Genomic DNA, 26,224 nt, shown 5'->3' with positions numbered 1-26,224 from the left:
CAGGACAACGCTCGATGATTTCCGGGGAGGGGACACATGAGCGACCCAATTCTCGACAAACTCCCTCCTGAACGGCTGTTAGACGCCGACCACCTCCAGCCAATCGTCGCCGGCATCAATTGTATGCACTCCATCGAGACGATCCAGCAGTATCTTGCCTACGAGAACCAGCACGAGAGCCGGACGCCAGTCCAGTCTCGCCTTCGACTGCGGGCACGCGAAGTCCGTCGCGATGAATCGGATGCTGATAAGAAAGCCGTCGCGTAATTTCTGTGCCCCAGTGGGGTGAGGGGCGTCCCACGAAGGGCGCTCTGCATATCAAGTATGAGTGAAAACAATAGGGTGTCATAGAACTACTCGCACAGTTCAGTAGCTCCCTGAAAACCGCTAACTGAGAGATTGACATTATCGCCGCTACTCAGGGGTAGCAACAGCCACCCCCTCTCATCCAGTAACACAAAATCATATCAACCGTTCTATGACACCTTCGACCTGTCATTCTGACTGGGCTGCAAACCTGCCACTCCCAGTGGTGACCAACGTATGGCGCCTATGTGCCGTGAGGTAGCTGTGAGAAGTTTAGGCTATGACAAAAACACGATGATAGATATCTAATACAACATTTTCACAGTTGCTTAGGATAGCAAAGCGGTAATGTATGCTTCACATCAACACGGCCACTTATTTGATGTAGTTGTCGTGTATGAATAAATAAAATATATCTCTTTAATTCTGCCATTATTATCGATTTTGATGCTATGGGCGGGAGACTTTTTAAAATGAAATCCCCTGACCAAACATGGTCGGTATTGGCCCATTCGGAACACTGGAAGTTGTAGGTCTGCTCGTTGCAATAATCGGTTTAGTACCTGTTCTCTCACAGTACCGGGAGGAGACTCGGTGGTTCACCGCCGGGTACGTCCTTCTTGTGGTCGGCATGGTCGCAACGAACCTCGAAGCGGTCGTCCTCGGTGAGGTACTGAATTTTGTTGAGCACGGCGTTGGAATCGGTGTTGCTGGGCTTACCTTCTTCCTGGCCGCCTATCTTCGTCGTGAGAACCGGATTAAGACGGAGAGCTAACAATGGTCGGAATTACACCTGTCTTCGATGGTCTGGGCGCGCTCGGCTTTATTGCTGCGACGGCGCTCGGCTGGCTCAATTATCGGGACACTGAGGCCGAATCGGCCTTCTGGCTGACGTTCAGCTTTGCATCCACGCTCGGCGCCGTCTGGACGTTCAGCCTCATGTTAGAGAAGGCTGGCATCTACGAGGAAGTATTCAACCTCGCGACAGGGCCGTTGATGACATCCACCGTTGCTGTCTTTGCAATTGGGGGCACAGCGACCCTCTCGCTGGTCACAGAAATGCGAGAATTGGTCGATGAAGCAGAGACGAAACGACAGGAGGCAGAGCAAGCGAAACAGAAGGCGAACAAACAGCGCAAACAGGCAAAAGACGCGCAACGTGAATCTGAAGAGGCGCGCGCAGAGATCGAAGAACGTGAGGCAGAGCTTGAGCAGTTGACCGCAGATCTGGAATCGACTGCCACGTCCTACGGCCAGGCGATGGAACGAGCAGCGGCCGGAGATCTTACCGTCCGGGTAAATGCGGACAGCCAGAACGATGCGATGGCGAGAATTGGGTCTGGGTTCAACTCGATGATGGACGAACTCCAAACCGTTATCGCCGAGATTCAATCCTTTGCACAGCAGGTTGACACGGAAAGCACAGAAGTCACAGGCGGCGCTTCGGATATTCGGTCCGCCAGTGCAGAAGTCGCTGAGAGCACTGAAGAGATTTCTGCTGGAACGGAAACACAGAGCGAGAAAATCAACGAAGCGAGTAGCGAGATGAGTGACCTATCGGCGACAATTGAGGAGATAGCCTCCTCGTCAGAAGAAGTCGCCACCCAGTCACAGCAGGCCGCAGAACTGGGCCAAGAGGGCGAAGAAGCGGCCGGGACGGCTGTCGAAAAGATGGCCAAGCTCGAAGCTCGAACTGATGAAACCGTTTCGGAGGTAGCCGACCTCCAGAACGCTGTTGAACGAATCGAGGAGGTTGTGAACCTAATAAACGACATCGCGGAACAGACGAATATGCTCGCGCTCAACGCGTCGATTGAGGCCGCACGTGCCGGCGAGGCGGGTGAAGGATTTGCTGTTGTGGCGTCCGAAATCAAATCGCTGGCCGGTGAGACTGCTGAGGCAACCCAGGAAGTTGAGACGCTCATTGAGGGTATTGAAGACTCGACAGAAAGTGTCGCCAACGACATCTATGACACTCAGTCGGAAGTTGAGGAAACCCGGGAGACGATTGATGAGACAGCCACCGCACTGAACAGAATTGTCACTGAAGTTGAGGAGGCCAGCAGCGCGATCCAGTCGGTCAGCCAAGCCACCGATCAACAAGCTGATTCCGGACAGAAAGTCGTCACGATGCTGGACGAGGTAACCTCAATTAGCGACCAGACAGCCGAACAGGCACAGGAAGTGTCGGCAGCGACGGAGGAACAGACTGCGACAATTCAGGAAATCGCGACCAGTGCGGACTCGCTGTCAGACAGTGCAGAGCGACTGCTCTCTCTCGTCGCTCAGTTTGATGTACAGGAACAACAGGCCCAGTCAGAGACTGTAAGTGCTGGAGTGACGACGGACTAACTGGGAGATGCTGTGGGTGGCATAGAATAATCACCACACAAAGGGTAGGTGAACACTGAGGTGGAATGGGCCATCGATCCTGCAAGATAATCTTTCGGCAGAGTTGTTCTTCAATGGCGTGGGAGCTGAGGTTAGCGTTGTTTGAGTCCCTCTGCTTCAAAGTTCTCGAAGAGTTCGACGTGGTCGCTCCGGCGTAGACGGGACGAACAAGAGACCCCTCCAGAGCTGATGAGTGACTTTCTCCGCTGCTACTACAAGGACATCTACGGTACTTGTCCGGTTGAGCGGAAACTCCAGAAACACTGTCGCGTGATTTCTGTGCCCCAGTCGGGTGAGGGGCGTCCCACTGAGGGCGCTCTACATACCGATTATGAGTAAGAACAAGACAGACGAGACGACTGCACAGCAATACGACAGTTATCCCGACCCCGACGCCATCGTTCACTTTGGCGATGCCCCGAGGGCACTGGTCGAGTTAGTCGAGGAAACGCTGGAAACTTCCGAGAACCTGTCGACCTCCCGCGATCCATTGACCGAAACGACACTACTCGTCGAGGAGGTCGACAATGAGTGACGACCGCCTGTTCATGATTGTCGAGGGTATCGGACCGGCTGACATCGAGCAAGACGAGCCTGCTGCTCTCGCGAACGATATCTTTGGCCTCATCTGTGAAGAGTACGACAAAGAGGAGATTGAGGGCGTCATTCCAGTGGTCAATCTCGACGCCCACGAGGAGCTGACCGACCGATGCTAGACTGGACACTTGTCAGCACCGACCCGTTGGCCTTCAAGAATGACCTCAATGGCAAGACAGTCGGTATGCGGTACTCTGACGAGCTTGACAGCTGGGTATTCGGTGGCCCAAACACGGTATGGGAATGTGACGACAAAGCCGATGCACGCAAGTCCCTCATAACGTTCATTTGCACCACGAGACGGCCTTCTGGGATGGTCTGACGGTGCATTAGGTGGATTTTCTGCGCCCCAGCAGGGTGAGGGGCGTCCCAGAGAGGGCGTGCCGCCTGTCATTCATGGCTACCACAGAATCCAGTAGCGACGCCGGCAGCATCGACGAGAGTGAGATTGCAGAGGCCAGCCCGAACAGCCGCACTGTTTCGGCGTTGACCGAAGTGATGACTGTGATGGACTCGGTTGGTCGGGCACGAAACGCCGACGACCTCTTCTTGGTCAACTCTAGTTCGGGTTCAGAGTACCTCTACGACACTCGAACAGGGAGTTGCGAGTGTCCGTGGAAGCAGTACAACCCCGAAAAGGAGTGCAAGCACGAGAAGCGAGTCGCCTTCGCGACCGGCGAGCAACCCATCCCGCAATGGGTGGACGACGACGCTCTCGACGACCAGTTCGGTATGCACGTCGACGGCGAATCATCAAAAGCGGTCGCTGACGGTGGGGTCATGCAGGTGCGGTTCAATGACGGTGGCGTCACAGACCCCACGGAGGACCCCTTGGCCGTCACTTCTGAGGACGAGCCACGCACGAAGCGAGCGAAACGGGAAGATATAGATGTCTCCTTTCTCGCAAAGCCCGGTCGCTACGAGGTCCACTCGGCGTCAGAGAGCCGGTACGAGGTTGACGTGCTTGAGGAGACCTGCAGTTGTCCCGATACCGCCGAGCGATGCAAGCACCGTCGCCGGGTCGAGATCGAGATCGAAGCCAAGCGAGTCCCGCGCCCGGATGGGAAACTGCCCGACGCCTGACCGGGCGACGCAGCGTGTTTTCTGACCCTCCAGTCGGCTGAGAGATATCTTCTCAATGTCTTCACAAACTGTCCAGACAGAGCTGTTTGCAGTTGCACAGGGCTGTCCCGAGTGTGGCGGCACGCTTGATAGCAGCGGACGGGAAACGCACTGCGAGAGCTGTGGCCTGGTGACCGAAGCAGACCAAATCGACCACGGGCCGGAGTGGCGAACGTACAATCGGGAGGAACAGAAGCGAACGGGTGCTCCCCGGACGCCCACTCGCCACGACCGAGGCCTGTCGACGAACATCGGCTCTGTTGAGAGCTCAGATATCTCTCCGAGACGGCGTCGACGGCTTGCTCGCCAGCGTCGGCTCCACGGTCGGTCAAAGTACTCCAGCAAGCGCGACCGGAACCTTGCTCACGGGCTCGGTGAAGTCCGACGGATTGCGAGTGCGTTGTCTGAGAGTCGGTCGGTGAAAGAGCGGGCATCCACGCTCTTCCGTGAGGCACAGGATGCGGACCTGCTAATCGGACGGTCGATTGAAGGCGGTGCAGCGGCCGCTGTGTACGCTGCCTGCCGATGCAACGGGCTCGTGACGATGGAGACGGTCGCTGACGTTGCTCGGTGTTCTGACTCACGTATATGGAACTGCTACCGGACGTTCCTCGTGGAACTCGAACTCTCGATTCCGGTATCGCTCCCGGTGGACTGGGTGGCACGGATTTGCTCGGACCTTCCGCTTGATGTTGCGCCGGAGGTTCGACAGCAGGCACTCGAACTGGTAGAGCGGGCAACCGAGTCCGCTGAGGTCAACGGGCGACCGGATGGCGTTGCCGCCGGCGCTCTGTATCTTGCTGGTCGGGAGTCAGACATCCGACTCACACAGGCGACGATCAGCGAGCCGCTGGATGTGCACCCAGAGACGATCCGCCAGTGGTTCCAGCGGATCGAGGAACACATCGTTGACTGAGGCGTCGTGACGGGCTGTTTTGTGTGCCCCGATTGGGTGCAGGGCGGGCAGAAAGCGCGTCCTGAGAGAGAACGTATGTCTGTAACTGATACTCCCGAATCGGCGGCACAGCACGACTCCGAGACTGCTCTTGGGTCGGTCCCGGCGCTACGGTCGCCAACGAAGGTCGTATCGTTTGTCGAACGAGTTCTCGTCGAGCTTCACCACGAAGCGCTGGCTGCTCGATATGTGACCGATCTAGGGCAGGAATGGGAGAAGACAATCTGGTGTCGGGTCAAGCACACGCAACTGGACGTCGACGCGGAGTATGTTCAGATTCGGGACGATCCACGAGTAGGCGTTGCTGTGGAACCGTGTTCGCAAGCGACGGTTCGGAGGCGACTGTGCCAGTGTCTTGACCACGACCGGACTGGGCGTGTTGATGTCCGACCACTGACTGATGTTACGGTGAGCAGCGACTGATGACGATACACTATTCGGCAGAGTACTCATGCTCCGCACAATAGGTGAAGAATTATACTACACCAGCGTATAGCATGTGTATATGTCTGATGCAGATAGCGATACTGGAAACGGTGGTCCAGAGATGGTACAAATAAACCTCCGATTGAGCAAATCCTTTCTTGAGGATATCGATGCGACGTGGCAAGAAGAGGGGTTCAACTCACGGAGCGAGTTCCTTCGCCACGTCGCTCGGGATGCAGTGAAACATCCCGAATTTAGTCGGAGTGGGTGGAAACAGATCGCCGCGAGCGAGCACGATCTCCGCGTGGGTGATGCTGAACTGGTTTCGCGTGAGGAAGTCCGTGCCATGATGAATCAAGACGGTAATGACGAGTGACGAGGAGTGGACGTGGAAGTTCACTGAGCGTGCCACTGGGCAGTTCAGTGATCTTGATACGCACGTTCAGGACCGAATCGTTTCAAAACTTGATGAGGTTGTTGACTCAACATGGCGGGAGCCAAAGGATTTCCTAGAGCCACTGACTGGCGGGCCGTTCTGGAAGCTTCGGGTTGGTACGTACCGTCTTGCGTGTGTACTCGCACACGATGCTTCGGTACTTGAAGTCCACAGAATCGAACACCGGAGTGGTGCTTACACAGCAGACGACGACTGACTATCGCTTATTCGTTCCGGAAGGGCGAGATCACCGAGAGCAGCGTACTGACGAAGGACACAGAGATGTGGACAGACGGTGGTCGTCTGGAAGGCCTCGCAGCTGCACCAGCCAGCGTGGGTCCCGTTGGGATGCTCAGCCAGCGAGCAATTCACGGGACAGTCGTCGTCGACGGAGACGAGAAACAGATCCGGGCGACTACCCTTTGTCACGTCGACATCAGCATCGAGGGCGGTGTTCCACGTCGCTGACTGGCGCTCTCGAATCTGCTGGAAGTCGAGATCACGGGCCCCGCTGGGCTGGCGGGATATCCACTGGTCTGGTGGCGAACCCTCGCTAGTCGTGGTGGGGGACTCGGCTGTTTTCATAGTGAGTCCTCGTACTAATCATTAAATTCTCAAACAGCAAAAAAGTTGTTCTAGAGGCTACGAAAAGCGAATTTTGCGTTTCTCTAGTGGCTGAGAGAATCCAATAATGAGCAGTAAATACCGACGTCGCAATCGCGGTCAGAAAAAGCTAAAATGGCGCTGGAAAGATGAGACTGATAACCGGTCATTGCCCCAATCGTGGGCCGACAAGGGTCGCACAGAATCTCCCGAAGAAGACGAGGTGCAACTGTATGCAATCCAGTGTCGGGCTGGGCTCTTACTTGAATGGCTGGTCAATACACGAACGGGGAAACTGCTCAGGGGTCCGCTGAGCGAGAAGCCGGGGATTCGTGTCCTGTACGTTACCGCCGACGGTGAGTACGCACTCGTCAAAGAGTCCGAAGCCCGCGAAATTGACGATAGTTGGAAGCCGCCCAAGCGGTTCGCCAGCATCATCGCGAAGGACCCGGAGGAGGCTGACCCAGTTCCAGACTCCAGTCAGGACTACTACCGACGCTCGGTTGAAGACCTGTACGACTCGCCGTAGCCGCTGTGGAAACAGTTTCTTTGCTCATGAACGCGATTGAAACGACCGCTCAGTAAGCCTGCGAATTTAGCAGAAACCACATATGGCAACCACGATGTAGCCAGAGTATGGACAAGCAAGTGCAAAATGTAACCTGTGTCCTTGTATTGTCACTACTTGTCGCGGGGTGCGTTGGAGTCCCTGCTTCGAATCCACCGTCCCCTGACCACTCTCTCTATCTTGAAAACAACTGGAACGAGAGTGCAACCTTCGAGATTACCGTCGTGAGACAGGCGTCGAATGAGACAGTTCACGACCGGAGTTATGTGCTCGATGCGGGCGAGGAGCGAGAGGTCTACAATACCAATAGTTCGTCACCTGACGGTATCGAAACCTTCGAAGTCCGATGGATGGCACGAAACGAAACCGGGCAGGTAAATATAACCACGAGCACCTGTTACGGAAGTGCACATGTGATTATTGAAGAAGACGGGTCACCGGGAACAATCTATTCTATTTGCTGAGTCAAACTCCTGTGTTAATCGATTCATCAATCTCATGCATTGACCAGATCACTCAGCGAGAGCTACTGTAGTGACGATAACTGGCAGGCCAGATTTTGTGACTCTCTGGTGGCCGAGAGAGCATGGCTTCGCCACAGATCGACGTCGACGAGATTGTTGAAACGCTTGAGCAGATCCGTCAACGAGGGCACAGCGCCCACACGGTCTTCCGAGATTGGGTTAATCTCATGCTGTTCGCACTGCAACGCCGGGACGACCCATATCTGGAGATCGTCGACGACTACCGCGAGCGCGGCGATATGGACCATCCCGAGGGACAACGGTCAGTCGACCTCTTCTCGAAAGCGTTCGGTCACCTCCAAGAGCGAATGGCAGCCACCGACGCGGACGTTCTGGGCGCTGTCTATGAGGAATACGGGATGTCGAGCGATGCCTTCGGCCAGCACTTCACGCCACACAATGTCTGCGAGACGATGGCCGAGATCGCCGGCGTTGTAGATAAAAATGATACCGATGACCGGCAGACGGTTCTTGACCCGGCCTGTGGGAACAGTCGGATGCTACTAGTCGCCGGCCGAAAGCAGCCAGACGCGCTCCTGTTCGGGCAGGACAAGGACCCGCTGTGTGCCCGGATGACAGCATTGAACTGCTGTTTCCTGAATCTGGACGCCTATATCATTCAGGGCGACTCACTGACTGTTGAGTTCCAGCGAGCGTGGCAGACCTCGTACTCTGCGTTGGGCGGCAGCGTTCGCGAGCTAGACGACGAGGAAGTCTCTGAACTTCGTGAGTGGGTGACCGACGCCTTCGAGAATACGGTTGAGGACAGCAACGACCCTAATCCAGAGCAACAGAGAGCTGCGAGCACGGAGGATCGAACAGCTCCAGTTGCAACATCCGTCCCGAGCGAGCAGGCCAGTCTGGATGCGTTCGAGAGCAGCGATTGACGACTGTTTTGTGTGCCCCAGTCGGGTGAGGGGCGTTCCAGTGAGAGCGTCCTGAAAAGAACCATGTCAAACGAAACAGACGAAGATCAAGACACGGCTCCAGACTCAGTTGAGAAGGTCAAACGAACAGATGTCGGCTGTAGTATGGAGGCCCGGCTGAAACGAGGAACCGAAACACGGGACGAAGACAGAATGACGATTGCAGCGGAAGGTGAGACTGCTGAGGAGACGATTGCAGAGTTCTACGAGCTCTTAGAAGAGTACGAGCAGGAGATCGGTGGTCGGCTTCGGGATATTCAGCCCGAGGAAGACGACGAGGAGGCCGACGAGTAGGATTCTCGGCCTTGTTCAGATGTGGAGCAACAACCCGCTCATGTTGCCAGTGACATCCTTTACCAGCGGTAACGGCCTGTAATCGGTTAAGATTCCAAGCGAGTGCTTGCTGTCTGATTTAGACGTCGTGAGGCTGCTGCATCGAACGGTGAATATCCCAGACAGTGCTGGTGTCGAAGCCTACCAACTCTGTCGGCTTGACCGATCTGAAAGCGTAATCTGTCCGTTTTGCGTAGTGGTGACTGGCCAATTGGCGGTCGAAGCCAGTTTCGTCAATGGCCTGCAGATCTCCGGTATCAGGAAACTCAGCGGAGAATCGAAGGAGTGGTACCCAGACCGCCACCTTGAGGTACTGTTTCTGTGCGTAGATGGTCGGTCGGTCCTCTCGAGTCCGCGCGACTCGGTAAAGAGTCCATCCTCAACCTACCGAATAATATGATAACTGCCTCTGATCTCTCGTCGTTCGTGGCTAACACATTACCAACGCATCGAAAAGCACGAAGCAATCACCAATTTCAATCGATTAGTTCGTCCGCTTAGAGTTCGATGGCCGCTAGAACGCAGTATCGTCGACAGCAATCCCGTCGAAGCGGTCGATCTGTTTCTGGAACGACTGTCGGCAGTCCTCGATATATTCAGGGTCTGGGTCGGGTTCGCTCCGTGTCTGGTGAAGATATTCGAGTTCGATGGTCAGATACTCGTATTCGGAGACGTCGTGGCCGTCCCACCACGAGGAAAAATGGAGGTGTCTGACCAGGAGCAGCCCGTTATCGTCCCGGCCTCGAACTTTGATATGCTTGTCCCGATCAAGTATTTCAACAGGGAGTTCGGCGGTGGAAACAGTACCGCCGATTTCATTTGGTGTGTCAGTCGGCTCTGCACTCAACCGAAGGTCGATCGAATACAGAGCGCTGTGATGGCGCCCCTTCATCGGTAACAATGTGTAGTGAACATCGCAAAACTCGTATAGGGCGACATCCTCGCTCTTTTTCTCTAACATTTCCGGATGTTTGAATTCTGCCCGGTACCCGTCAGATATCCCTTCGAACCGCACAATATATGTTTCCTCATTGAGGAGCTCGCGCATATATACTACTCCGCTGAGATGGACCCAGCCGGCACCCGAAGGTGGTCTTTTAGATAGTCGGGCTGGGGAAGGGTAATCCGCTCATCGATACTGTACTGTCGGATAGCGTCGGGCAGGTACTCGCTCTCGATATCGATTTCTAGCCCGTAGTCTCGTGCCACAAGGACGTACACAGATGCCGAGAGTGGAAGCAGTTCCCGCCAGCGTGGCATATCTTCGACATGCTCCTTGTGGTAGGCGACTATCCGTTCGATACCGTTGGTAACTCGGCCCGAGTCACGCTCGATGAGCCCGATCTGGACATCCCGTGTTCCACGCCAGTGGTCATCTGGGTTATCCAACACCTGCTCAAATTTGTCGCGAGCGTGCTTGGCCCGGCGTTGCTGAGTACCGTCGAGGTCGTCGACTTTCCGGACAGCCCGGTCAAGCTGTTTGTAGGAGTCGAAGTGCAGTATCAGAGAGAACACCGCGTTTCTAGGCCCGAAGCGACGTTCGTACGGTCGTAGTCGCCTCAGAGAGTTGCAGCAGTGCAGCCCTGCCGTTGACGTTGATTCACTTCCAGGTATCCGAGTCCATCTCGCGCAACTGCTGAGTCGTCTGCTGGCGGACGGGCAATCAGTCGCGAAATTCGTCAAAAGAGGGGACCGATCAGCTACTTCTCGGTGCCGCCGAGTCTCTCACGCAACTCATCTAACAGCGGTTCGACGTACTCAGAACCAGCATCGGGATCGTACTCACGGATGGTATCAAGATATGTCTGGGCCGCGCCAGCAATGGCCTCGGCGAGCGCTTGCGTCGGCGCGACGGCTTCCGGCTCGGGGAGTTTCGGTGATTGTTCCCCGCGGTAGTCGGGGTTTTCGACGGCCTCTTCGCTGTAGCAGAACGCGAGATTCGTCCGTCCATCGCCGGCTGGTTCGAACACGAGATACATCGCGTCGATGTAATAGTCATAGACATATCTCTCCTGATTGAGAGCGGCCAATGCGCCTTCGAGGAGGCCGATTACATAGGGTTCAATGAAATCCCTAGTATAGGCATCAGAGCTTCCCAGAATATGTGTCTGATCGACTTGCAGCCGTGCACCCACCGAAATATCTACATTACCCTGTTGAAAGGCATCATGCGCTCGTTCGTCGAAGTCAAACACTAACGAAACCTTAGTCATACCCAATCACCAGCAGGGAAAGACCATTTTTCTACTGACCCACCCGATTTCGGGTAAGCGGTATGAATCGACCCATCATCTTTCACGATCACTTTCATGCGCTCAATACCGTAATCGTGTCCATGATCAGATGGTTTTAGTGTATATTGTATTCGATCTCCACGCCCAGCATCTTTTGACCCCTCTTCGACCGTTTCGTATATCAGCTCTTTTACGTCTTTGCCGTTCATCTTATCAGGCAACTTGTTCGTTTTCCCGTCGACCTCGATCTTTCGGCCAGTCGGGAAGAACGAAGCGGCACCAGAGTCCTTTCCATTGGCTTGTTGTCGGCGGACAATATCTCCGTTGACATGACGGCCCTCGATATGTTCCAGGCCACTATCAGTGTCACCGGACTGTAATCGTATGGGTTCACCATCGCGGTCTTTTGTCACGAGCCGAGTCTCACTCAATTCGCCCTTCTGAGCAACATCCAACAGGTCATCAGCATCGATCGAATCGTCGATTAGCGGATCACTCCCCCGCTGATGGAGCATCTTGGAGAATCGACGCAGATCAGCCCCGTCCATGTCACCGCTGTCCAACAGGTCGGTGATCTCATCGATATGCCGACCTTCGACTGTCCCGGCATCGAATTGGCGCGAGAGTCTCGACAGCCCATCAGTCGAGTCGACAGCGTCCATGGCCGTGCGGAGCTGTGTAGTGTCGAGTTCGTCCACGAGCTTGATGCCAGCACCGTCAGTCTCAGCGATGAGTTGCTTGGCCCGTCGCTGTCTGGTAGCGTCGAGGTCGTCGACTTTCCGGACAACTCGGTGGAGTTGCTTGTTGGAATCAATACTATCGCTGTTGGCTGCCCGAATGATTGCCCGATCATATGCGTCGTCTACATCACCGGAGCCATCTGCGATGAGCCGCACTGTCTGCGGATCGGCGCTAGTGGCTTCTGCAACATCGCTGGCACCCACATTGTCGCCGTTTTTCCAAGCCTTATATAAATCCGCACGCGTCGCTTCGTCGAGGTCATCGCTCAGGAACGCCGCTTGCTGACCGTCGTCCATCCGACGCAACATCCGTGAGACCTGCTTGGGGTTGTTTTCAGCCATCAGCTTCCCGGCAGTCTCCAGTTCCGACGGGGAGCGACCGCCAAGGTCGGCATCTCGGAAGTATCGGGCTGAGAGCTTCCGTTGCTTGGTGTTCAGGTCGTAGACCTTCTGCGGCGTTTTGTCGGCTACATAACGCCGTGTTCGGACCACCTTCCCGACCGTCCGGGAATTGCGTAGTGAGTAGCGTGCGAACGGGCGCTTGGCTTGGTCAACGCCAAATGCTGCCACACGCCCAACACCTCGTGCCGGGAGCTCGCTGGCGTATTTCAGTTTGCGAGCCGCAGTGACGGATTTACCTAAATAACGAGTATTGTCAATTCTATTGATCGTACGTGCGACCCTGCTAGATTCTTTTACTGTTTTTAGTGCAGCTGTCCCAGTGAGTTCTTCGATGACGAGGAATCCCATGTAGCCGTCGAAGTACCCGCGCGCGAAGCTCTCATTTTCTGGTGTATTCGGGGGGAAGGGGTTGTTTACACGCTGGCGGTTCTTGAATTGTGTTTCCATTGACTCATACGTGCGGCCATAATTTGCCAGTGCATTCGGAACCTGAGATAGTCCCGCTGCTGTCTCCACTGGATTCGAGACAGTGGATCCAAATTCCCCAGCGCCGTGCATTAGACCGGACCCACGCCCGAATGTCTTGGCCTCTACCGGTCCGATTGCATCATAATGTCCCTGCAGATTGTTGACGATATTGTTCGACCGCGTCAGCGCGCGGACATGTCGTTTGTTGCCGTGGCTGTCGTAGGCATAGATGTACACCTCAGTCCCACCTGCAAAGGTTCCCGCGCTCTGGAGCGCATTTCCAGTTAGGTCCTGACTGTAGTGATATTGCGTGTGTCCGGTGAAGTTTGCTCGGTCGAGAGTTTCGTTTCCGCGTTGAGCAATACGAACAGTGCCAAGCCCGCTTCGGTCGCGCACACGGAAGTCAAGCACGTAGTGAGGGCCGGCCCAGCCGGGATTGTATGAGTCAGTACGGAGGGATTTGATGACCGGACCCCGAATATCGTATAATGTTGGGTCCAGATCGTCGTGCACTTCGGTCGTATCCGAGATTCCGTCGTTGTCGGTGTCTACTTGCCGTGGATTCGTTCGGTACCGCCACTCTTCTGCGTCCGAGATTCCATCTCCATCGGTGTCCGGGTTTAGAGCCGACGAGGTGACATTCAATACGGTCCCTGCCGCTTGGAGATTGAGGCTCTGATTGTCTGTGACCATCGCCTCGCGCAAGGCATTTGCCTCAGTTTTAGAATCGAAAGTGACAATTGTCGTGTTTCTAACCTCTCGAGTATCGCTGATCCCATCGCCGTCGGTGTCGACCTGCCGTGGATTAGCGACGTGGTTGTAATAGGAGGCAGTCTCGCCGCGATACGTGACTTCGGCGTACTGGCCGACTTCTCTGCTGTCTGAGAGGCCGTCGCCGTCAGTGTCGTTCGACGTGGGATCTGTTGTGACGCGATCCCCGCTGGGACCACCCAGTATGAATCCCTCGCGTTCCATCTCGTCACTCAGACCGTCGCCGTCGGTATCGTTGATCTCGGTTGTGGTATTCGCAACACGAGAGAACACCGTCGGGAGCCCTCCTGCGTTATCGACGAAGTTGACCTCACCGCCGGTTGCGTTTGCGATGGCTGAGAGTTGGTCTCGCGTTGCACCACCGAAACCGATCGGGTAGATTGTAATATTCTGTTCGGCCGCTTGCTCGGCTTCGGTCACGCCGTCGGAGTACTTTGATTTCCCGTCCGTCAGGAAGATTATAATCTTGGCGCGGTCCGGACTACTCTGTTCGGCAAAGTGTTCGTTCGCTGCGCTAATCGATGCGAAGTCCGTCCCGCCGTTGCCACCCTCGTATTCGACATCCCGTATCGAGCGGTTGACCGCTGTATGGTTACTCGTCAGCGGCTGTTTGACACGACCAAAGTTGTCAAATTCAATGACGGCTGCACGGTCGGTCTCTAACAGACTCCCGGTGAATCGCTGTGCAGCATCCTTCGCTAGTCGCTTGGGGTCTTCGCTTTCCATCGACCCAGACGCGTCCAACAGCATGACGACTTCGACGGGCTGGACACCATCGTCGTCCGTTTGTCGGACTGGCTCGGTTGCGTTGTACGTCGCCGCCCAGTTGGTGATGTCAAAGACCGCGAACGTAGAGAAGTGGCTTGTCTCTGCAGTTACTGTGTTGTTAGCAGCGTCGACAGTGGAGTTCAGCGGGACGAAAATCCCCGCCTCAGGATCGTACGTGAACACGGCGAGGTCCTGACTCTCATTTTGAGCCCCCGTCTCGTTGTACGCCAGCGTAACGTTAGCCGAGGAGAAGTCTTGCTCAGAGTCGAGCTCAACTACGGGCGAGGCACTCATATTCGCCACACGGGAGGTGTTGAACCGTGGGTCGTCTTGGGGAGCGATGGTCGTCCCATTGCCAACATCACCGTTGCCAGTCAGACTCAGCGTGACTCCGAGTGTCTCGTTCGTAGCCGTTGTAGTATAGCTCTCCTTGCCATCAATAACGCCGTTGTCATCGCTATCTGCGACGAGTGGGTCTGTTCCGAGGCGAACTTCTTCGCCGTCTAGAAGGCCATCACCATCTGTATCAGCGGCGAGTGGGTCGGTTCCAAGCTGGTGTACCTCTGTCCCATCCAGCAGACCGTCACCGTCTGTATCTGAGTTGGTGCTAAGGGTGCCTTCGAGGGTCTCGTTGTAGGTGTTCAGTGAATCGTTATCTGGATCGGCAGCGCCGTCCTGTACGCCGTCGTCATCCGTGTCAGGGTCGGTCGGATCAACACTGGGGAGCCGTGATTCTATGCCATCAGAGAGCCTGTCACCGTCTGTATCGTTGCTTCGAGGGTCAGTGCCGAGTCGGTATTCTCGGTATGCTGGTAGCGTATCGTTGTCCCAGTCTTCTGCGCCGTCAATCACAGCATCCCCGTCAGAATCTGCTATCACGGGGTCAGTCTCGGTGACGTTTCGCTCGTAGGCATCGGGAAGTCCATCGCCATCAGTGTCGTTCGAGGCCGTTGAGAGTGAGGCGGCGAGGAGCCACTGGATATCCCCGACGTCGGTTCGGTTATCACCCGTGTAATCATACGAGCTCCAGTTAGCACCGGCTGCTGTCGTTCCCAGATGGCGCGATAGTGCGTCAACGTCGACGATATTGACAGCGCCATCGCCGTTGACATCTTCGTAGAGTCCGTCACCATCTGGGTCAGTGGGTTGGTGCTCACCGACGAGTGGGTATGGATGAGAATTGTTTTCCCGGGGCGCTAACTGCTCAATTTCACTCGCATTCGGTTCTGTTGAATCATTCCAGCTGGTCGAAAGTGGCCCGGTCGCCTGGTTCCCAGCCGTTGCGGTAGGTGTCTGTGGTTGTGTCCGTGTTGGTTCATTACCGGCCGTGGTGACAGTCTGGTTTCCGGCACCTGTGAGAGACGCATCATTGCCGGCCGTCTGTAACGGGCCAGCCCCGGCCCCGGCCATCATCCCGGAAGCCGGACCGACAGTCACTAATAGTAATACACCAAACAACGCCTGTAATTTTCTCGTTGAACTTGCCATATAAACCCCCACCAGAGGTACTGTTGTTAGTTCGGTTTAGTACCGGAATATTTAATCTTACTCATTTAGACGATATATTTAATGAAACGGCTTGCGACAGTATCTGGCCTGTGTGTAGCGCTGTCCCTCTGTGCGGGACTCGCGATGGGAGCAGGGACGACCACTGTCGTCGTCCAGCCATCGACTGACACCGTTACCGTTGGGAACACAACCACTATTGATATCGTGGTCACCTCTGCCACAGACGGAGTTGGCTCGCTGGATATCGATATTGTAAGCACCAACGGGTCGGTTGCGACGGTCTCGAACACGACTGTTGCTGGAAACCCAGAAACAGTCCAGACTTCTCAAGAAGCGAACAGCGTCCGCATTGCAGCGACTGGCATGGATACTGCCGACAGTGGCTCGCCATCTGTTGTCTCGGTCACGCTCACTGGCGAGGCTGTCGGGACAAGCAATGTGGAACTGACTGTTGCAGCCGTTGGTGACGAATCCGGGAACGCGTACAATGTCACCAGCGTACGCGATGGAACACTGACAGTTGAGTCCGGAGATAATACAACAACCCCAACGGAAACGCCAACATCGACACCGACGGAGACACCAACCGACACAGACTCTTCCAGTTCCGGCGATAGTAATGATGATGGCGATAGCGATGACGATGATAGCGATTCCGGTAGCAGTGACTCTGGAGACACGGGAAAACCGACGGACACACCGACAGTAACGGAAACAACGCATAGTGACACGCCGACAACGACGACAGCGACAACTGAACAACGAACCGAGACGGCAACCTCAAGCCAGACCAGCAGTGGTGGGCCCGCAATCACACCAGACGTAACGAATACACCGTCTCAGACCAGAGCGGCCGACAGTGTTGAATCGTCTGGCAGCTCACCAACAAATTTGCTTGTCGGTGGGAGCATTCTCGTGGCTGTTCTCGGTGGACTCATCATCTACCGGCGGTTGTAGAAGCAGTTCCAGAACAGACGATGCGTTCTCACCTCGCTGACCAGCTCAGCTGGGGCGTGATCGTCTGTCTACCCTTTTTGAAGAGATGTCAGCAACCTACTCACCGCGGATAATATCGTTCGCTTTGCTGCCTCCTGAGCATAGCCCTCGTGTATATGTTCCCGATATCGCCGGTTTCGGTCGGCGAGTCTTGGTGAGTTGTTATAACATCGATAGCATTCATGCGGGCTGTTGGCTCGTGTATTAATGGTGCCTTCCTCATTTGGTCGTGGCCGGACAGATACTTGCAGTTCCGGGTCTCTCGCCGATTATGGACGTGGTTGAGGCGGGCGAGGCTGTCGCTTTTGCTGGTGACGGGCTTCTGGAAGCAGCACTCTACATCTATATCCAAGGTGTGACGACTTCACGCAAAGCGTCGGTCGCTGCCCAGAGACTGGACTGAACGGCACGGTGTTGACGAAGCTACGGAGTTAGGCGGATACCGACGCTATGGGGGGTTTCGTCAACGAAGTTCCCGACTGAGCTAGCTACCAGCCGGGCGTGTGGCCCGTTCCTCTCAACTATTCTTTGAGAAGTGGCTTATTCGGTGTTACGAACACTCATCGACCCAGTATCAGAAACGAGTGGTTCGAACTGATCCTATACAGTTTCTACTTGCTGTTTTATCGCCAGTTACAAATACCGAAAATAGGATAGCTACGTATATCGGTCCCTCAGATGGTGTTTATTGATGACTAAAAAGACACGTCGTCGACTCTTGACTGGTATTGGTACTTCACTATCTCTTGCCATCGCCGGATGCGGTGGAAATTCTGGAAGTGGGAATAGCACAGGAAGCAGTTCTGATGGCAGCGGTGGAGAAGATAGCGACTCCAGCGTCTTCGCCGGGTTTTCGTTCGAAGATTATACACTCAACATCTCGCTGGCGACAACCGAAGGGTATGACCAGATTGTTGCGTTTTACGACGGCGAAAAGTTTTCTGACACTAGTGTGACGCCGTCAGCCGGGAAAGTGTCACTTGACTTCTCGGGCTACGAGCCAGGAACTTACCGATTCGCCGCGATCAACTCCGATAATGATAGTGTCATCGCCGAAGTGAAACAGGAGTTTGTGCCGGACATCCAACTCGTTGAGTGGGAGACAGCAACTGAGACAGGCGCTTACACGCCTGAAAACAAGGTTTCTATTGCCAGTCCGGTATTAACTGTCAAGAACGCTGGAACTGCGCCGGACGAGATGAAGTGGGTTGGCTACGAATCCGAAACGTACACCGCAGAGTGGTATCCCCCGGGAGAAGAGAACAAGACAACCAGCATATCAGAGATATGGTCGCCAGAAAGTCAAAAAGAAAGTCTGGTCAACCCTCCCACATTCAAAAGTGGCGCAGAAGTGCCAGTAGTCCTTCATCCAGGGGAAAGACGACAGTTTGTTGAGACGTATGGGAGTATTGGTAATGGGTTACACTCTCCTTATTCTGTTCTAGAAAATGAGGAGACCGCAGGCTGGTCGGTTCAACAAGGTCTTGAGTACAACGTCACGATGACAGTTGCGGCTAAATATAGCGGCCTAAGTTCCAAGATGAAAACTGTTGTCTGGGAACAAGTTGCCGAGGTAGAGTCATTAGAGAAGCAGCCGGAAAGTGCGTCAATCGTCACAAAAGACCCGCAGAATAGTAGTTCATAATTGATCTGAGGCTTTGTGAGTTCCAAAGATACACTGATAGAGACTGCAGAAGTATTCTTACTAGAAGTGTCAAATCTACGGGGCAGGTCAGACAGCAGGTGTGGATAAGGATCCCGAATTGGGCCTGGATATCAACGCCGACGAGAAGGCTCATTGACGAACCTCTGACTGGGCTAACCAACAAATCGAGTGTTCTTCCTGCCTGCGTTGGTTAGCCTACTCACGGCCGATGATATCGTTCGCTTCGTCACGGGTGCGTTTTGCCGCTTCTTGAGCGTACCCTTCATGCGTTGTCTCGATGGACTTGTGTCGGAGTATGTCCTGTGCCAGTTGTGGGTTTTCGCGATAGATTTCTCGTCCAAGCCCCCGGCGTGCGCCGTGTGGTTTCAGCAGTTCCTTGAACACGTAGTCGTACCACTCGCAGAGGTCTGCTAGTATGTTCCTCGCCGACTGCGTTGTGATCGACAGTGTCGGGTCCATGGCTTTCGCCGCGTTGTCGAGTCTGTGGAACACGGCCTCGTTCTCGTCAGGCTCTCGGAGTTGCTTCCAGCGCCGGAGTGGACGAAGTGCATCATCAAGGATGGGTGCGGACTCTCGGGTGCGATTCTTGCCGAACACCTGCATCGTGCCAGCATCGAGGTTGACGTGACGCCACCGCAGGCCGTTCCGTTCCTCATCGTCAGAGACAGCGGCGAGTTCCGCACTGCGGGCTCCGGAATAGGCGAGTAAGAAGACGAGTGCCTGGTCGCGGTAGGCCGCCGTGCGGTCGACGTCTCCACTTTCGCCGGCTTCGTCGACGCGGGCAGTGGCGTCGCGCAAATGGCTTCGCGGTCGCGTGTCGTCCAGTACTGTTGGTCAGTCTCGGTCTCGTCTGTCGGGGGCCTTCGGCGTGGTTGGTCTTAGCTGGGTTCGTCGGTATGAGCCCTTCGTAGACGGGCCAGGTGAGAAATGAGCGGACGTAAGCGAAGTACCGCCGTGCTGTTTCTGGCGAGATATCGTCCCGATCATCGGCTCGGACTAGCTCACGAGGTATTGTCGACAGCGATTGTCGTCAATCTCTTCTGGACTGGTAATGCCATGCTGGTCTCGACTCCATGCCGCGAACTTCCGCAGCACGCTCGCGACGGTTGTTCGGTAGCGTCCGGAGTCGATGTCGATCAGTCGCTTCTCGATGGCTGCTTCGAGGGCATCATCCCGGGAGTAGCGTTGTACTCCGGCGGAAGCCGATCCATGCTTCCCGTACAGCGTCGGTTCGGGTGAAACTGGTGGTGCTTACTGCGGTAATACAAACCTAATCCCCGAACCAGAATATCGGTGTTTCAGGGACTAAACGGCGTGGGAACTGTATATACTGGACCCGATAAACTATATGCTGCTATACAAAATGGGTGCTGGTGGAAGTTGAGACTACAACGGGTGTAGCGGGGCTGTAATGTATGTATTTGGACGATTAAGTGACCGAGGACAGATTCAGATTAGCTCTCAATCAGCCAATCATGTTGTATTACTGACTATATTTCCAGATTCCGAAGATTTTCCATAGTGTATCCACTCAAATTCCGCAATCACCCGGATTGAGTTCCCTCTTTACCCGATTCCAGTCTCCTTCTTCAACAGCGTCAGCGTGTTATCGGCCGTCACCACCGGCGAATGCTCGTATTCACCAGTCAATTCGACTTGTACGAGCAAATCAACCGCCCGCCAGATCGAGTATAGCAGACACGCAAACGCGAAATAGAAGAATCGCAACCCGAAATCTTTCGACGTCGTTGCGGCCATGAATCGCTTGATCGATTTGTAGCCGCTCTCGATCTCCCAGCGATACCCGTACTCGGTCAGATAGGCGCTACTGGTATTTGTCATGAATACCGAGTACTGCCGGGAATCATCATGCTCAGAGTCCTCCTTTCGTCGATAGATCAGCGTTGTCTCGTGCCATTTGTTCTTCCCGAGATGGAGTTTTCGGTCGGTCTCGTACCGATCTTGGCCGCGCTGCAAGAGTCGCTTGGCTTGGGCTTTCTCGCTGGTTTGCATTCGTTTCGGCACGACATAGGAGAGGCCGCGCTGGCTGATCATCTCCAAAACGTGCTGGCTGTCGAATTCCCGATCTATCAGTACGTTATCGACATGGACCAGTTCCTCGGCAGAATCAAGTAGGTCCTTGACGATCTCCTTACGCGTGTCCCCTTTTTCCACCGGCCGTGCGTCTAACACGATTGGAACGGCGTTGCCGACTAACTGGACCGTCGCCCACTGATAAGCGTATTCATCGGTCTTCTCCTTTGTCCCGATAATTTCGTCCTCGTGACCAGTACGATCCCCAGTAAACGGGTCCGCCTCAGTGATATCGATAGCGACGATCCCTGCTCGGAAGAACTCCCCCGTCTCCGCTGCTTCCCCTAACAGTCGAGTCACAGCCTGTCGATACATCTCACGAATTTGCTCGATAGAGAGATCACGAATTTGATCACGATGGGCGTGTCCCAACGGGGTCTGATCTCGGTTCGATTCATAGACGAAACTCCGGGCTCCTTCGTTCGCAGCCAGCCCCTCACGAAGTCCGAGATGCGTTTGTAAATCCCAGTAGGCGTTCTCATGGATTTCACAACCGTTGTCACGATTCAGTGAGAATGCCGGGAAAACGACGTGGCCGATGTGGTCCGTAACCGATGCCGCTTCGTCGAGGAGTGCTTGATTGTCTGGATCTGATTCCTCTTGTTCATCGCCGTGAAATGGAAGCTGACGTTCTGGCTCGCGTGGGGCAGCAACGCCTGCGTCTTGGGCTTTGATCAGAATTATCCGGGCGGCTGCCTCAATTGTCTCGCGAAGCTCTGTTGTGAATCGTTCGTGCCAGCTGCGCCACAGCGTCGACTGGTCTGGGACTGTCTCTATGCTTAGTCGCTCACAAAGTTCTGGACTGTGAATGAGGTACGTGAGGAGTGCCGTTTCGTGGGTCCAGTCGTGAAGTTCTTTGAGCAGAAACAGTCGGAACAATTGCGCCATCTCGTATTGGGTGGCTCCAGAATACCGGTCATGTGGCCGAAAATTGAAATACGCTACTGGGTAGTGAGACACGAACTCGTCAACAGAATCGTGGGCCTCGTGGTCGAACCATGCGGAGGCAACGGTCCGAATGTCTTCTTTGAGGGCGGCGAGCGAACTCCGGGCGTACAGTGGTGTCGAATCGTATGCTGGCCATTCAACGAATGATTGCTGGGCGATTCGTCGGAAGACAGTGCGTTTGGAATCACAACTCGCAACCACTACGAGAAACTGGCCACGACGCGCCCAAAAATTCGTCTAACTGATAATAGAGGACACATATAGCCCTCAATGTCGCTAACGGTGTTGCCAATACGGTTCTTTATTCAGTTGTAGGGGTAAAATGCCTGTCCAGTAAGCCTGCGAATGGACTACTTTAGATCCTTCCAAATTTCGATGACTCGGAAGGGGCGTGCTGAAAACACAGCGCGTATGTAGAGCGGGGAAGCGGGGTCCACACAAACCACACTACCGGTGGGACAGCCGCTCACCCCATCGACGGAACGGCCAGTCTCACCGCCGAGCCACCGTTTCAGCGACCCACTGATTGCAACGGGGCCACCCCAAATCGTTTTGTAGCCTCTGAGCGAGCAGTCGGTGTGGTCGATAACGAGCCTGACGAACGTCGCGCTGACGCCACGAATCCGGATCGATCAGCCGAGAGGACCGACAGCCTCAGTGATCATCCGGTGTTGTTTGGTCTCATCACCGGTGGCTACGTGCTCGGGCTCGTCGGCGGCCTCATCGCTGCATGGGCCGTTCCGTACCTGCTCGGCTACCAACTCGACTGGACGCGACAAGCGACCGGGGTGTTCGCCGCCGACGGAGCGGTAGTTCGGAGCCTCTTCCGGATTGCGTTCACCTCGTTCCCCATCGTGTTTGCGGTGTGTACCGTTGCAGTTGACCTCATCGCTCTCCGGTCGCTGACCGACCGCTCGATTCCGAACCGCCGCGGACTGGCCGCTTGGACGCTTCTCGCGGTGTTCGGACTCGGGGCCATGCTATCGGTTATAAACCCGATTTTGCCGCCCCATGGGCTCGTGCAACTGCTCTCAGCCCCTGTCTTCGGGCTTGTTGCGGTTGTCATAGTCACCATCACCGGTGCCGTTGCTGGCGTGGCAGGACGCTCGATCCCGGTGGATCTCACTCGTGGGCGGATGTCATTCGTTGCTGCTGGTAAGCGAGCAGTAGCCCAGTTCCGAGCTACACCGATCGCGGTACTGAGATCGAGTCGGCCCATCGTTGTTGGATGGGGAGTCGGAAGTGGGCTGTTATTCGTCGGCATTGGGTTCCTCGGCCTTGCGCTCGGAATCCCATTCATCGGGATTCTGTTGTTGCCAGTCGTCCCCGTGATATTGGGAATCGCTGCTATCGCCTTCGCTGGCGGTCACCTCCGCTATCGACTCACTACCGTCTCGAACGCCGGCCACGGATGAGGGTCGTGACGGCTGCTGCCGACGACACGTTCTGTATCTCGCACAGCGCTACTGACAGACTGTGGTGATTTTGGCGTCTAGCACTACTACGTGAGTCTCCTGTACTGACCAGAGAACCGCTGGATGTCCACATCTCTGTAAATCCAAAGAGCATATCTGACCGACAAGATTAATACGAGATTTGTCTGAACAAGTGGATTTGAGATCTTCGCGAAATCTACCATCGGAGATCACTGAACCCATAGGGATCGGTAGTCGTAATTCCGTCTGCGATCCGCTCTTTCGAGAACGACCGTGTTGGTTCTAATTCGTCGGTGAGCGGTTCACAAACCGATGTTGGGGCAGGCTCGCTTGCACCTTCCGCAAGAATTCGGATCTGTCCAACTGTTGTAATGGGTATTTCCAGTACCCGTTCTTGTACCTGTGCCAGTGCATAGTGTACAAAAACAGGAAGTGGAAATATTAGCGGATTCTTGCCGAGAACAGTTCCGACTCTCCGGACCATCTCGCGTAGCGTGACTTCTTCGGGGCCTACGACGCCGACCGTCGCCTTCGAGAGCTTGTTGTCAACTGCTGAGGCAACTAAACAATCAACAAGGTCAGCGATCGCTAACGGCCGTAATCGATGTTCAGCAAATCCAATCGTTGGGAACACGGGAACTGTAGAGAGGGCTCGTGAGAGATGATCGAGCATGTGGTCCCCCGGACCGTACGTGATTCCTGGTTTGAATATCGTGTAGTCCATTTCCGAGTTTCTCACAATCTGTTCAGCCTGCCACTTCGACTCGTGATACGCAGATCCGCAGTTTGGTCGTGCCCGAAGGAAACTTGAGAGAAGTATCTTCGATGCATCGCCATCTTTGGCTGCCGCTACGACGTTTTTCGTTCCTCGAACGTGGACCGCGTCGTACGTTTGCGTTCCGCGTTCGATATTGATGCCCGCGAGATGGATAATCCGATCACAGTCTGCGAAGGCAGTCCGTAATGCCTCCCTATCTGTGATCGAAGCTTGAAATAATTCAGTCCCGGGGTGATCTTGAAGCGCCTCATTCCCTTTGCTTCCACTTCGCGAGACGAGAACTATCCGGTGGTCATCGGCGGCAAGCTGGTCAACAAGATGGGAACCTATGAATCCGGTTCCACCCGTGAGGCCAATCTTCATTATTAGACGATATGAACCATAGATTATTAAATCTCAGATACACTTTCTATACACCAATTAACCGTGCGGCCGCATTAATCTTCTCGGTGAAGCAGGTAATGACGTTCATCCAAACCGCTACTCACCCGCTTAACTGCCTTTGATTCACCGATCTATACCGACGCCGTCTAGTGATTCAATGGCGCCTTTGGTTTAGAACACTACCTACCTCTCTTCTCTCTTATTATCCAGATGACGTTATTCTCCCCTCGAAGAGATTGAGGCGAATCGAGAACCAACCAGTTGCAGTACCGTTCCCCACAGCGGTCCCATTACGCACCCCAATTCGGTATTCTCAGGCGATACCGTACACGTAGCCTGCAAAGTCTGAAATGAAGACGGCATCCCCCACGAGCGCACACGTATCGGTCGAGTGCGATACTTCGATACCCCACAGCACCGAGCCGTCGTACCGATCCATTGCCACCGCGTAGTCACCAGCGTTTGCTAGGACCACGTCACCACCCACACTGATACCAGCAGTCCAACTGGTCGAAACTGGTGCCGTCCACTCGACACTCCCCGTCATCATATCGACCGCCCGTACCTGTCGTGGTCGTCCCCGTTGGGCGGCAAACAGATACACGAGTCCATCCGGCGAACTCCCCTCGGCGCTCTGGGAGTCGGTCGCGATAGCTGGCTGGCCAATGACATGGATTCCCTGCTTCGTCGGTGGCGTCTCACCGGGCCCCGCCGTCTCCGATTCGAACGTGTCGCTCAATGCCCAGATGATCTGCCCGGTTTCGCGTGACAGTCTGTAGAGATCTGTCAGCGTGGTCACATAGACACTATCCCCGGCGACGGCTAAACCACCGTTAACCAGTGTGTTCAGCTGGGTCCGCCACTGCCGGTCACCGGTCGGGCGATCGAAGGCAGTAACAGCGCCAGTGAGGTCTCCCGCGTAGACGCGTTCCCCAGCGATAGCCGGTGCCCCAACCGACGGATATGCTTCGTAGTCATCATCGTCTGGCCGCCAGTCGACTGGTTCGGGCGGATCCTCGACAACGTCGTACTGCCACTGGAGTCGCCCGGTACTGGCATCGAACGCTTGCACGAGGCCACCGACAGTCCCGACACAGACACTCCCCATTCCCACAGTCGGTGCAGTCGTCGGACTGAACTTCGTCGAATCCATATTGAGTTCCGCTTGCGGTGGGGTCGCGTGCCACCGTTCGGTTCGGTCGATTAGGTCAATCGCACGAACGCTTGGCCCGTTCCCGAAATACGCGACGTTGTCAACGACCGAGACACCCTGGCTTCCACTCCGGTTTAGCTCCTTTCGCCATCGCTCCTGACCGGTGGCTGCGTCGAACGCGTAGAACTCGTTTTCGACATCACAGACGTAGCAACTGCCATCTACAACGGCTGGTGAGCCGTGGAGATCGTAATAGAGGTCCCACCGGTCTCCCTGACCAGCGACCTCGGCTTGTACCTCGATACGAGAGCGCCACTGGACCTGTGGGCACGAGCGCGGCGGGGTAGCATCCGGATTGTACGCCGTCAACTGGGCGTCGTAATATGTCGTAGGCCACGATCCCTCAACTGGCGTGAGCGAACTCTGGGACGCCGGCGTCGTCGTTTCGCTCGCATCAGCGCCACAAGAGACGGTTCCTTGGCCCGGGAATTCTTCCGACTCACCGGAAAACGCGTTGCAGCCACTCAGCGCAACGGCGCTGCTTCCAACTGCCCCCAGGAACACTCGCCGGTTCATACTAGGTACATTACAGTGAAGACGTGAAAGTTATCTGTTGTTGATAGTATTCGCAAACGGACTCAGAACGGTGTTGGGAAGCCGGGACGTGTCGGTGCTTGCACTGAGCGGATC

The 26,224-nt window shown here is 55.1% G+C and carries 26 protein-coding genes and 2 pseudogenes; 19 read left to right on the top strand and 9 right to left on the bottom strand.

The annotated features are described in order from the left end of the window. The first annotated feature begins 36 nt into the window (after window positions 1-36). The 11 genes and pseudogenes from RBH20_RS20070 to RBH20_RS20020 all read left to right on the top strand — a co-directional run bounded on the left by RBH20_RS20070 (window position 37) and on the right by RBH20_RS20020 (window position 6,450). The gene (locus RBH20_RS20070) at window positions 37-267 is read left to right on the top strand and encodes a hypothetical protein (protein ID WP_188853634.1); all 231 of its coding nucleotides are present in this window, start codon (window positions 37-39) and stop codon (window positions 265-267) included. Window positions 268-799: 532 nt separating this feature from the next. Then, the gene (locus tag RBH20_RS20065) at window positions 800-1,081 is read left to right on the top strand and encodes a hypothetical protein (RefSeq protein ID WP_188853636.1); all 282 of its coding nucleotides are present in this window, start codon (window positions 800-802) and stop codon (window positions 1,079-1,081) included. Window positions 1,082-1,083: 2 nt separating this feature from the next. Next, window positions 1,084-2,658, top strand: a complete 1,575-nt coding sequence (locus RBH20_RS20060) for a methyl-accepting chemotaxis protein (protein WP_188853637.1) — start codon at window positions 1,084-1,086, stop codon at window positions 2,656-2,658. 55 nt (window positions 2,659-2,713) lie between these two features. Then, window positions 2,714-2,955 (top strand): annotated as a pseudogene (locus tag RBH20_RS20055) (IS5/IS1182 family transposase); the annotation flags it as partial. 73 nt (window positions 2,956-3,028) lie between these two features. Then, the gene (locus RBH20_RS20050; protein WP_188853639.1) at window positions 3,029-3,232 is read left to right on the top strand and encodes a hypothetical protein; all 204 of its coding nucleotides are present in this window, start codon (window positions 3,029-3,031) and stop codon (window positions 3,230-3,232) included. Then, the gene (locus RBH20_RS20045; protein ID WP_188853641.1) at window positions 3,225-3,413 is read left to right on the top strand and encodes a hypothetical protein; all 189 of its coding nucleotides are present in this window, start codon (window positions 3,225-3,227) and stop codon (window positions 3,411-3,413) included. The genes RBH20_RS20050 and RBH20_RS20045 overlap by 8 nt, the downstream gene beginning before the upstream one ends. A 277-nt stretch (window positions 3,414-3,690) precedes the next feature. Further along, window positions 3,691-4,377 carry an SWIM zinc finger family protein gene (locus RBH20_RS20040; protein WP_306712020.1) on the top strand — a complete coding sequence of 229 codons (687 nt, stop codon included), beginning with the start codon at window positions 3,691-3,693 and terminating at the stop codon, window positions 4,375-4,377. Between the two features lie 55 nt (window positions 4,378-4,432). Continuing rightward, complete coding sequence (locus RBH20_RS20035; RefSeq protein ID WP_306712018.1) at window positions 4,433-5,332, top strand: transcription initiation factor IIB family protein; 900 nt, start codon at window positions 4,433-4,435, stop codon at window positions 5,330-5,332. A gap of 75 nt (window positions 5,333-5,407) precedes the next feature. Beyond that, window positions 5,408-5,794 (top strand): hypothetical protein, encoded by a 387-nt coding sequence (locus RBH20_RS20030; RefSeq protein WP_005532774.1) that lies wholly within the window; start codon window positions 5,408-5,410, stop codon window positions 5,792-5,794. An 82-nt stretch (window positions 5,795-5,876) separates the two neighbouring features. After that, a complete protein-coding gene (locus tag RBH20_RS20025) occupies window positions 5,877-6,173 on the top strand; it encodes a ribbon-helix-helix domain-containing protein (RefSeq protein ID WP_049943801.1) in 297 nt (98 codons plus the stop codon). Then, window positions 6,163-6,450, top strand: coding sequence for a type II toxin-antitoxin system RelE/ParE family toxin (locus RBH20_RS20020; protein WP_005532770.1), 288 nt, complete (start codon window positions 6,163-6,165; stop codon window positions 6,448-6,450). The genes RBH20_RS20025 and RBH20_RS20020 overlap by 11 nt, the downstream gene beginning before the upstream one ends. On the opposite strand, the gene RBH20_RS20015 is transcribed toward RBH20_RS20020, so the two are convergent. Beyond that, window positions 6,429-6,818 (bottom strand): hypothetical protein, encoded by a 390-nt coding sequence (locus tag RBH20_RS20015; protein ID WP_080505417.1) that lies wholly within the window; start codon window positions 6,816-6,818, stop codon window positions 6,429-6,431. The two genes, RBH20_RS20020 and RBH20_RS20015, sit on opposite strands and share 22 nt — an antisense overlap. Before the next feature lie 106 nt (window positions 6,819-6,924). On the opposite strand from RBH20_RS20015, the gene RBH20_RS20010 reads away from it, so the two are divergent. From RBH20_RS20010 to RBH20_RS19995, 4 genes are all read left to right on the top strand, one after another. Then, entirely contained in the window at window positions 6,925-7,365 is a 441-nt protein-coding gene (locus tag RBH20_RS20010; protein WP_306712010.1) for a hypothetical protein, read from the top strand. Window positions 7,366-7,472: 107 nt separating this feature from the next. Further along, window positions 7,473-7,868, top strand: a complete 396-nt coding sequence (locus RBH20_RS20005; RefSeq protein WP_152422986.1) for a hypothetical protein — start codon at window positions 7,473-7,475, stop codon at window positions 7,866-7,868. Between the two features lie 122 nt (window positions 7,869-7,990). Next, window positions 7,991-8,815 carry an N-6 DNA methylase gene (locus RBH20_RS20000; protein WP_306712005.1) on the top strand — a complete coding sequence of 275 codons (825 nt, stop codon included), beginning with the start codon at window positions 7,991-7,993 and terminating at the stop codon, window positions 8,813-8,815. 63 nt (window positions 8,816-8,878) lie between these two features. After that, window positions 8,879-9,148, top strand: coding sequence for a hypothetical protein (locus tag RBH20_RS19995; protein ID WP_058992503.1), 270 nt, complete (start codon window positions 8,879-8,881; stop codon window positions 9,146-9,148). A 553-nt stretch (window positions 9,149-9,701) separates the two neighbouring features. On the opposite strand, the gene RBH20_RS19990 is transcribed toward RBH20_RS19995, so the two are convergent. The 4 genes from RBH20_RS19990 to RBH20_RS19975 all read right to left on the bottom strand — a co-directional run bounded on the left by RBH20_RS19990 (window position 9,702) and on the right by RBH20_RS19975 (window position 16,007). Further along, a complete protein-coding gene (locus tag RBH20_RS19990; RefSeq protein WP_306712000.1) occupies window positions 9,702-10,235 on the bottom strand; it encodes a hypothetical protein in 534 nt (177 codons plus the stop codon). Window positions 10,236-10,240: 5 nt separating this feature from the next. Further along, window positions 10,241-10,702: an Imm49 family immunity protein gene (locus RBH20_RS19985; RefSeq protein WP_004595039.1), complete on the bottom strand. Its 462-nt coding sequence runs from the start codon at window positions 10,700-10,702 to the stop codon at window positions 10,241-10,243. Between the two features lie 185 nt (window positions 10,703-10,887). After that, window positions 10,888-11,400: a hypothetical protein gene (locus RBH20_RS19980; RefSeq protein WP_239641355.1), complete on the bottom strand. Its 513-nt coding sequence runs from the start codon at window positions 11,398-11,400 to the stop codon at window positions 10,888-10,890. After that, window positions 11,397-16,007 (bottom strand): VWA domain-containing protein, encoded by a 4,611-nt coding sequence (locus tag RBH20_RS19975; RefSeq protein WP_306711995.1) that lies wholly within the window; start codon window positions 16,005-16,007, stop codon window positions 11,397-11,399. Before RBH20_RS19975 ends, RBH20_RS19980 begins: the two co-directional genes overlap by 4 nt. A 195-nt stretch (window positions 16,008-16,202) precedes the next feature. Here RBH20_RS19975 and RBH20_RS19970 point away from each other — a divergent pair, with 195 nt between their 5' ends. From RBH20_RS19970 to RBH20_RS19960, 3 genes are all read left to right on the top strand, one after another. Beyond that, complete coding sequence (locus RBH20_RS19970; protein ID WP_306712029.1) at window positions 16,203-17,036, top strand: hypothetical protein; 834 nt, start codon at window positions 16,203-16,205, stop codon at window positions 17,034-17,036. Between the two features lie 310 nt (window positions 17,037-17,346). Beyond that, window positions 17,347-17,478, top strand: coding sequence for a hypothetical protein (locus tag RBH20_RS19965; protein ID WP_306711993.1), 132 nt, complete (start codon window positions 17,347-17,349; stop codon window positions 17,476-17,478). Between the two features lie 288 nt (window positions 17,479-17,766). Continuing rightward, window positions 17,767-18,720: a hypothetical protein gene (locus tag RBH20_RS19960; protein ID WP_306711991.1), complete on the top strand. Its 954-nt coding sequence runs from the start codon at window positions 17,767-17,769 to the stop codon at window positions 18,718-18,720. 216 nt (window positions 18,721-18,936) lie between these two features. Here RBH20_RS19960 and RBH20_RS19955 read toward each other — a convergent pair. Beyond that, window positions 18,937-19,952: pseudogene (locus tag RBH20_RS19955) on the bottom strand (tyrosine-type recombinase/integrase). A gap of 355 nt (window positions 19,953-20,307) precedes the next feature. Next, complete coding sequence (locus tag RBH20_RS19950; protein WP_306711988.1) at window positions 20,308-21,984, bottom strand: transposase; 1,677 nt, start codon at window positions 21,982-21,984, stop codon at window positions 20,308-20,310. 377 nt (window positions 21,985-22,361) lie between these two features. On the opposite strand from RBH20_RS19950, the gene RBH20_RS19945 reads away from it, so the two are divergent. Continuing rightward, on the top strand, window positions 22,362-23,198 hold the full coding sequence (locus tag RBH20_RS19945; protein WP_306711986.1) for a hypothetical protein: 837 nt from the start codon (window positions 22,362-22,364) through the stop codon (window positions 23,196-23,198). A 217-nt stretch (window positions 23,199-23,415) separates the two neighbouring features. Here RBH20_RS19945 and RBH20_RS19940 read toward each other — a convergent pair whose 3' ends face one another. Then, on the bottom strand, window positions 23,416-24,360 hold the full coding sequence (locus tag RBH20_RS19940) for an SDR family oxidoreductase (RefSeq protein WP_306711984.1): 945 nt from the start codon (window positions 24,358-24,360) through the stop codon (window positions 23,416-23,418). A gap of 334 nt (window positions 24,361-24,694) precedes the next feature. Next, window positions 24,695-26,110 (bottom strand): PQQ-binding-like beta-propeller repeat protein, encoded by a 1,416-nt coding sequence (locus RBH20_RS19935; RefSeq protein ID WP_306711982.1) that lies wholly within the window; start codon window positions 26,108-26,110, stop codon window positions 24,695-24,697. Window positions 26,111-26,224 lie beyond the last annotated feature (114 nt).

Origin of the sequence: Haloarcula sp. H-GB4, from assembly GCF_030848575.1 — an archaeon.
In the GTDB taxonomy this organism is placed as follows: domain Archaea; phylum Halobacteriota; class Halobacteria; order Halobacteriales; family Haloarculaceae; genus Haloarcula.
This window is presented reverse-complemented; position numbering and strand designations above follow the sequence as displayed.

Coding starts and splice junctions, on each gene's coding strand:
- RBH20_RS20070 (WP_188853634.1), top strand. CDS start 37: ATGAGCGACCCAATTCTCGACAAACTCCCTCCTGAACGGCTGTTAGAC.
- RBH20_RS20005 (WP_152422986.1), top strand. CDS start 7,473: ATGGACAAGCAAGTGCAAAATGTAACCTGTGTCCTTGTATTGTCACTA.
- RBH20_RS19970 (WP_306712029.1), top strand. CDS start 16,203: ATGGGAGCAGGGACGACCACTGTCGTCGTCCAGCCATCGACTGACACC.
- RBH20_RS19960 (WP_306711991.1), top strand. CDS start 17,767: ATGACTAAAAAGACACGTCGTCGACTCTTGACTGGTATTGGTACTTCA.
- RBH20_RS19965 (WP_306711993.1), top strand. CDS start 17,347: ATGGACGTGGTTGAGGCGGGCGAGGCTGTCGCTTTTGCTGGTGACGGG.
- RBH20_RS20015 (WP_080505417.1), bottom strand. CDS start 6,818: ATGAAAACAGCCGAGTCCCCCACCACGACTAGCGAGGGTTCGCCACCA.
- RBH20_RS20030 (WP_005532774.1), top strand. CDS start 5,408: ATGTCTGTAACTGATACTCCCGAATCGGCGGCACAGCACGACTCCGAG.
- RBH20_RS20040 (WP_306712020.1), top strand. CDS start 3,691: ATGGCTACCACAGAATCCAGTAGCGACGCCGGCAGCATCGACGAGAGT.
- RBH20_RS19990 (WP_306712000.1), bottom strand. CDS start 10,235: ATGCGCGAGCTCCTCAATGAGGAAACATATATTGTGCGGTTCGAAGGG.
- RBH20_RS19980 (WP_239641355.1), bottom strand. CDS start 11,400: ATGACTAAGGTTTCGTTAGTGTTTGACTTCGACGAACGAGCGCATGAT.
- RBH20_RS20050 (WP_188853639.1), top strand. CDS start 3,029: ATGAGTAAGAACAAGACAGACGAGACGACTGCACAGCAATACGACAGT.
- RBH20_RS20000 (WP_306712005.1), top strand. CDS start 7,991: ATGGCTTCGCCACAGATCGACGTCGACGAGATTGTTGAAACGCTTGAG.
- RBH20_RS19940 (WP_306711984.1), bottom strand. CDS start 24,360: ATGAAGATTGGCCTCACGGGTGGAACCGGATTCATAGGTTCCCATCTT.
- RBH20_RS20025 (WP_049943801.1), top strand. CDS start 5,877: ATGTCTGATGCAGATAGCGATACTGGAAACGGTGGTCCAGAGATGGTA.
- RBH20_RS20010 (WP_306712010.1), top strand. CDS start 6,925: ATGAGCAGTAAATACCGACGTCGCAATCGCGGTCAGAAAAAGCTAAAA.
- RBH20_RS20060 (WP_188853637.1), top strand. CDS start 1,084: ATGGTCGGAATTACACCTGTCTTCGATGGTCTGGGCGCGCTCGGCTTT.
- RBH20_RS19995 (WP_058992503.1), top strand. CDS start 8,879: ATGTCAAACGAAACAGACGAAGATCAAGACACGGCTCCAGACTCAGTT.
- RBH20_RS20020 (WP_005532770.1), top strand. CDS start 6,163: ATGACGAGTGACGAGGAGTGGACGTGGAAGTTCACTGAGCGTGCCACT.
- RBH20_RS20065 (WP_188853636.1), top strand. CDS start 800: ATGGTCGGTATTGGCCCATTCGGAACACTGGAAGTTGTAGGTCTGCTC.
- RBH20_RS20035 (WP_306712018.1), top strand. CDS start 4,433: ATGTCTTCACAAACTGTCCAGACAGAGCTGTTTGCAGTTGCACAGGGC.
- RBH20_RS20045 (WP_188853641.1), top strand. CDS start 3,225: ATGAGTGACGACCGCCTGTTCATGATTGTCGAGGGTATCGGACCGGCT.
- RBH20_RS19935 (WP_306711982.1), bottom strand. CDS start 26,110: ATGAACCGGCGAGTGTTCCTGGGGGCAGTTGGAAGCAGCGCCGTTGCG.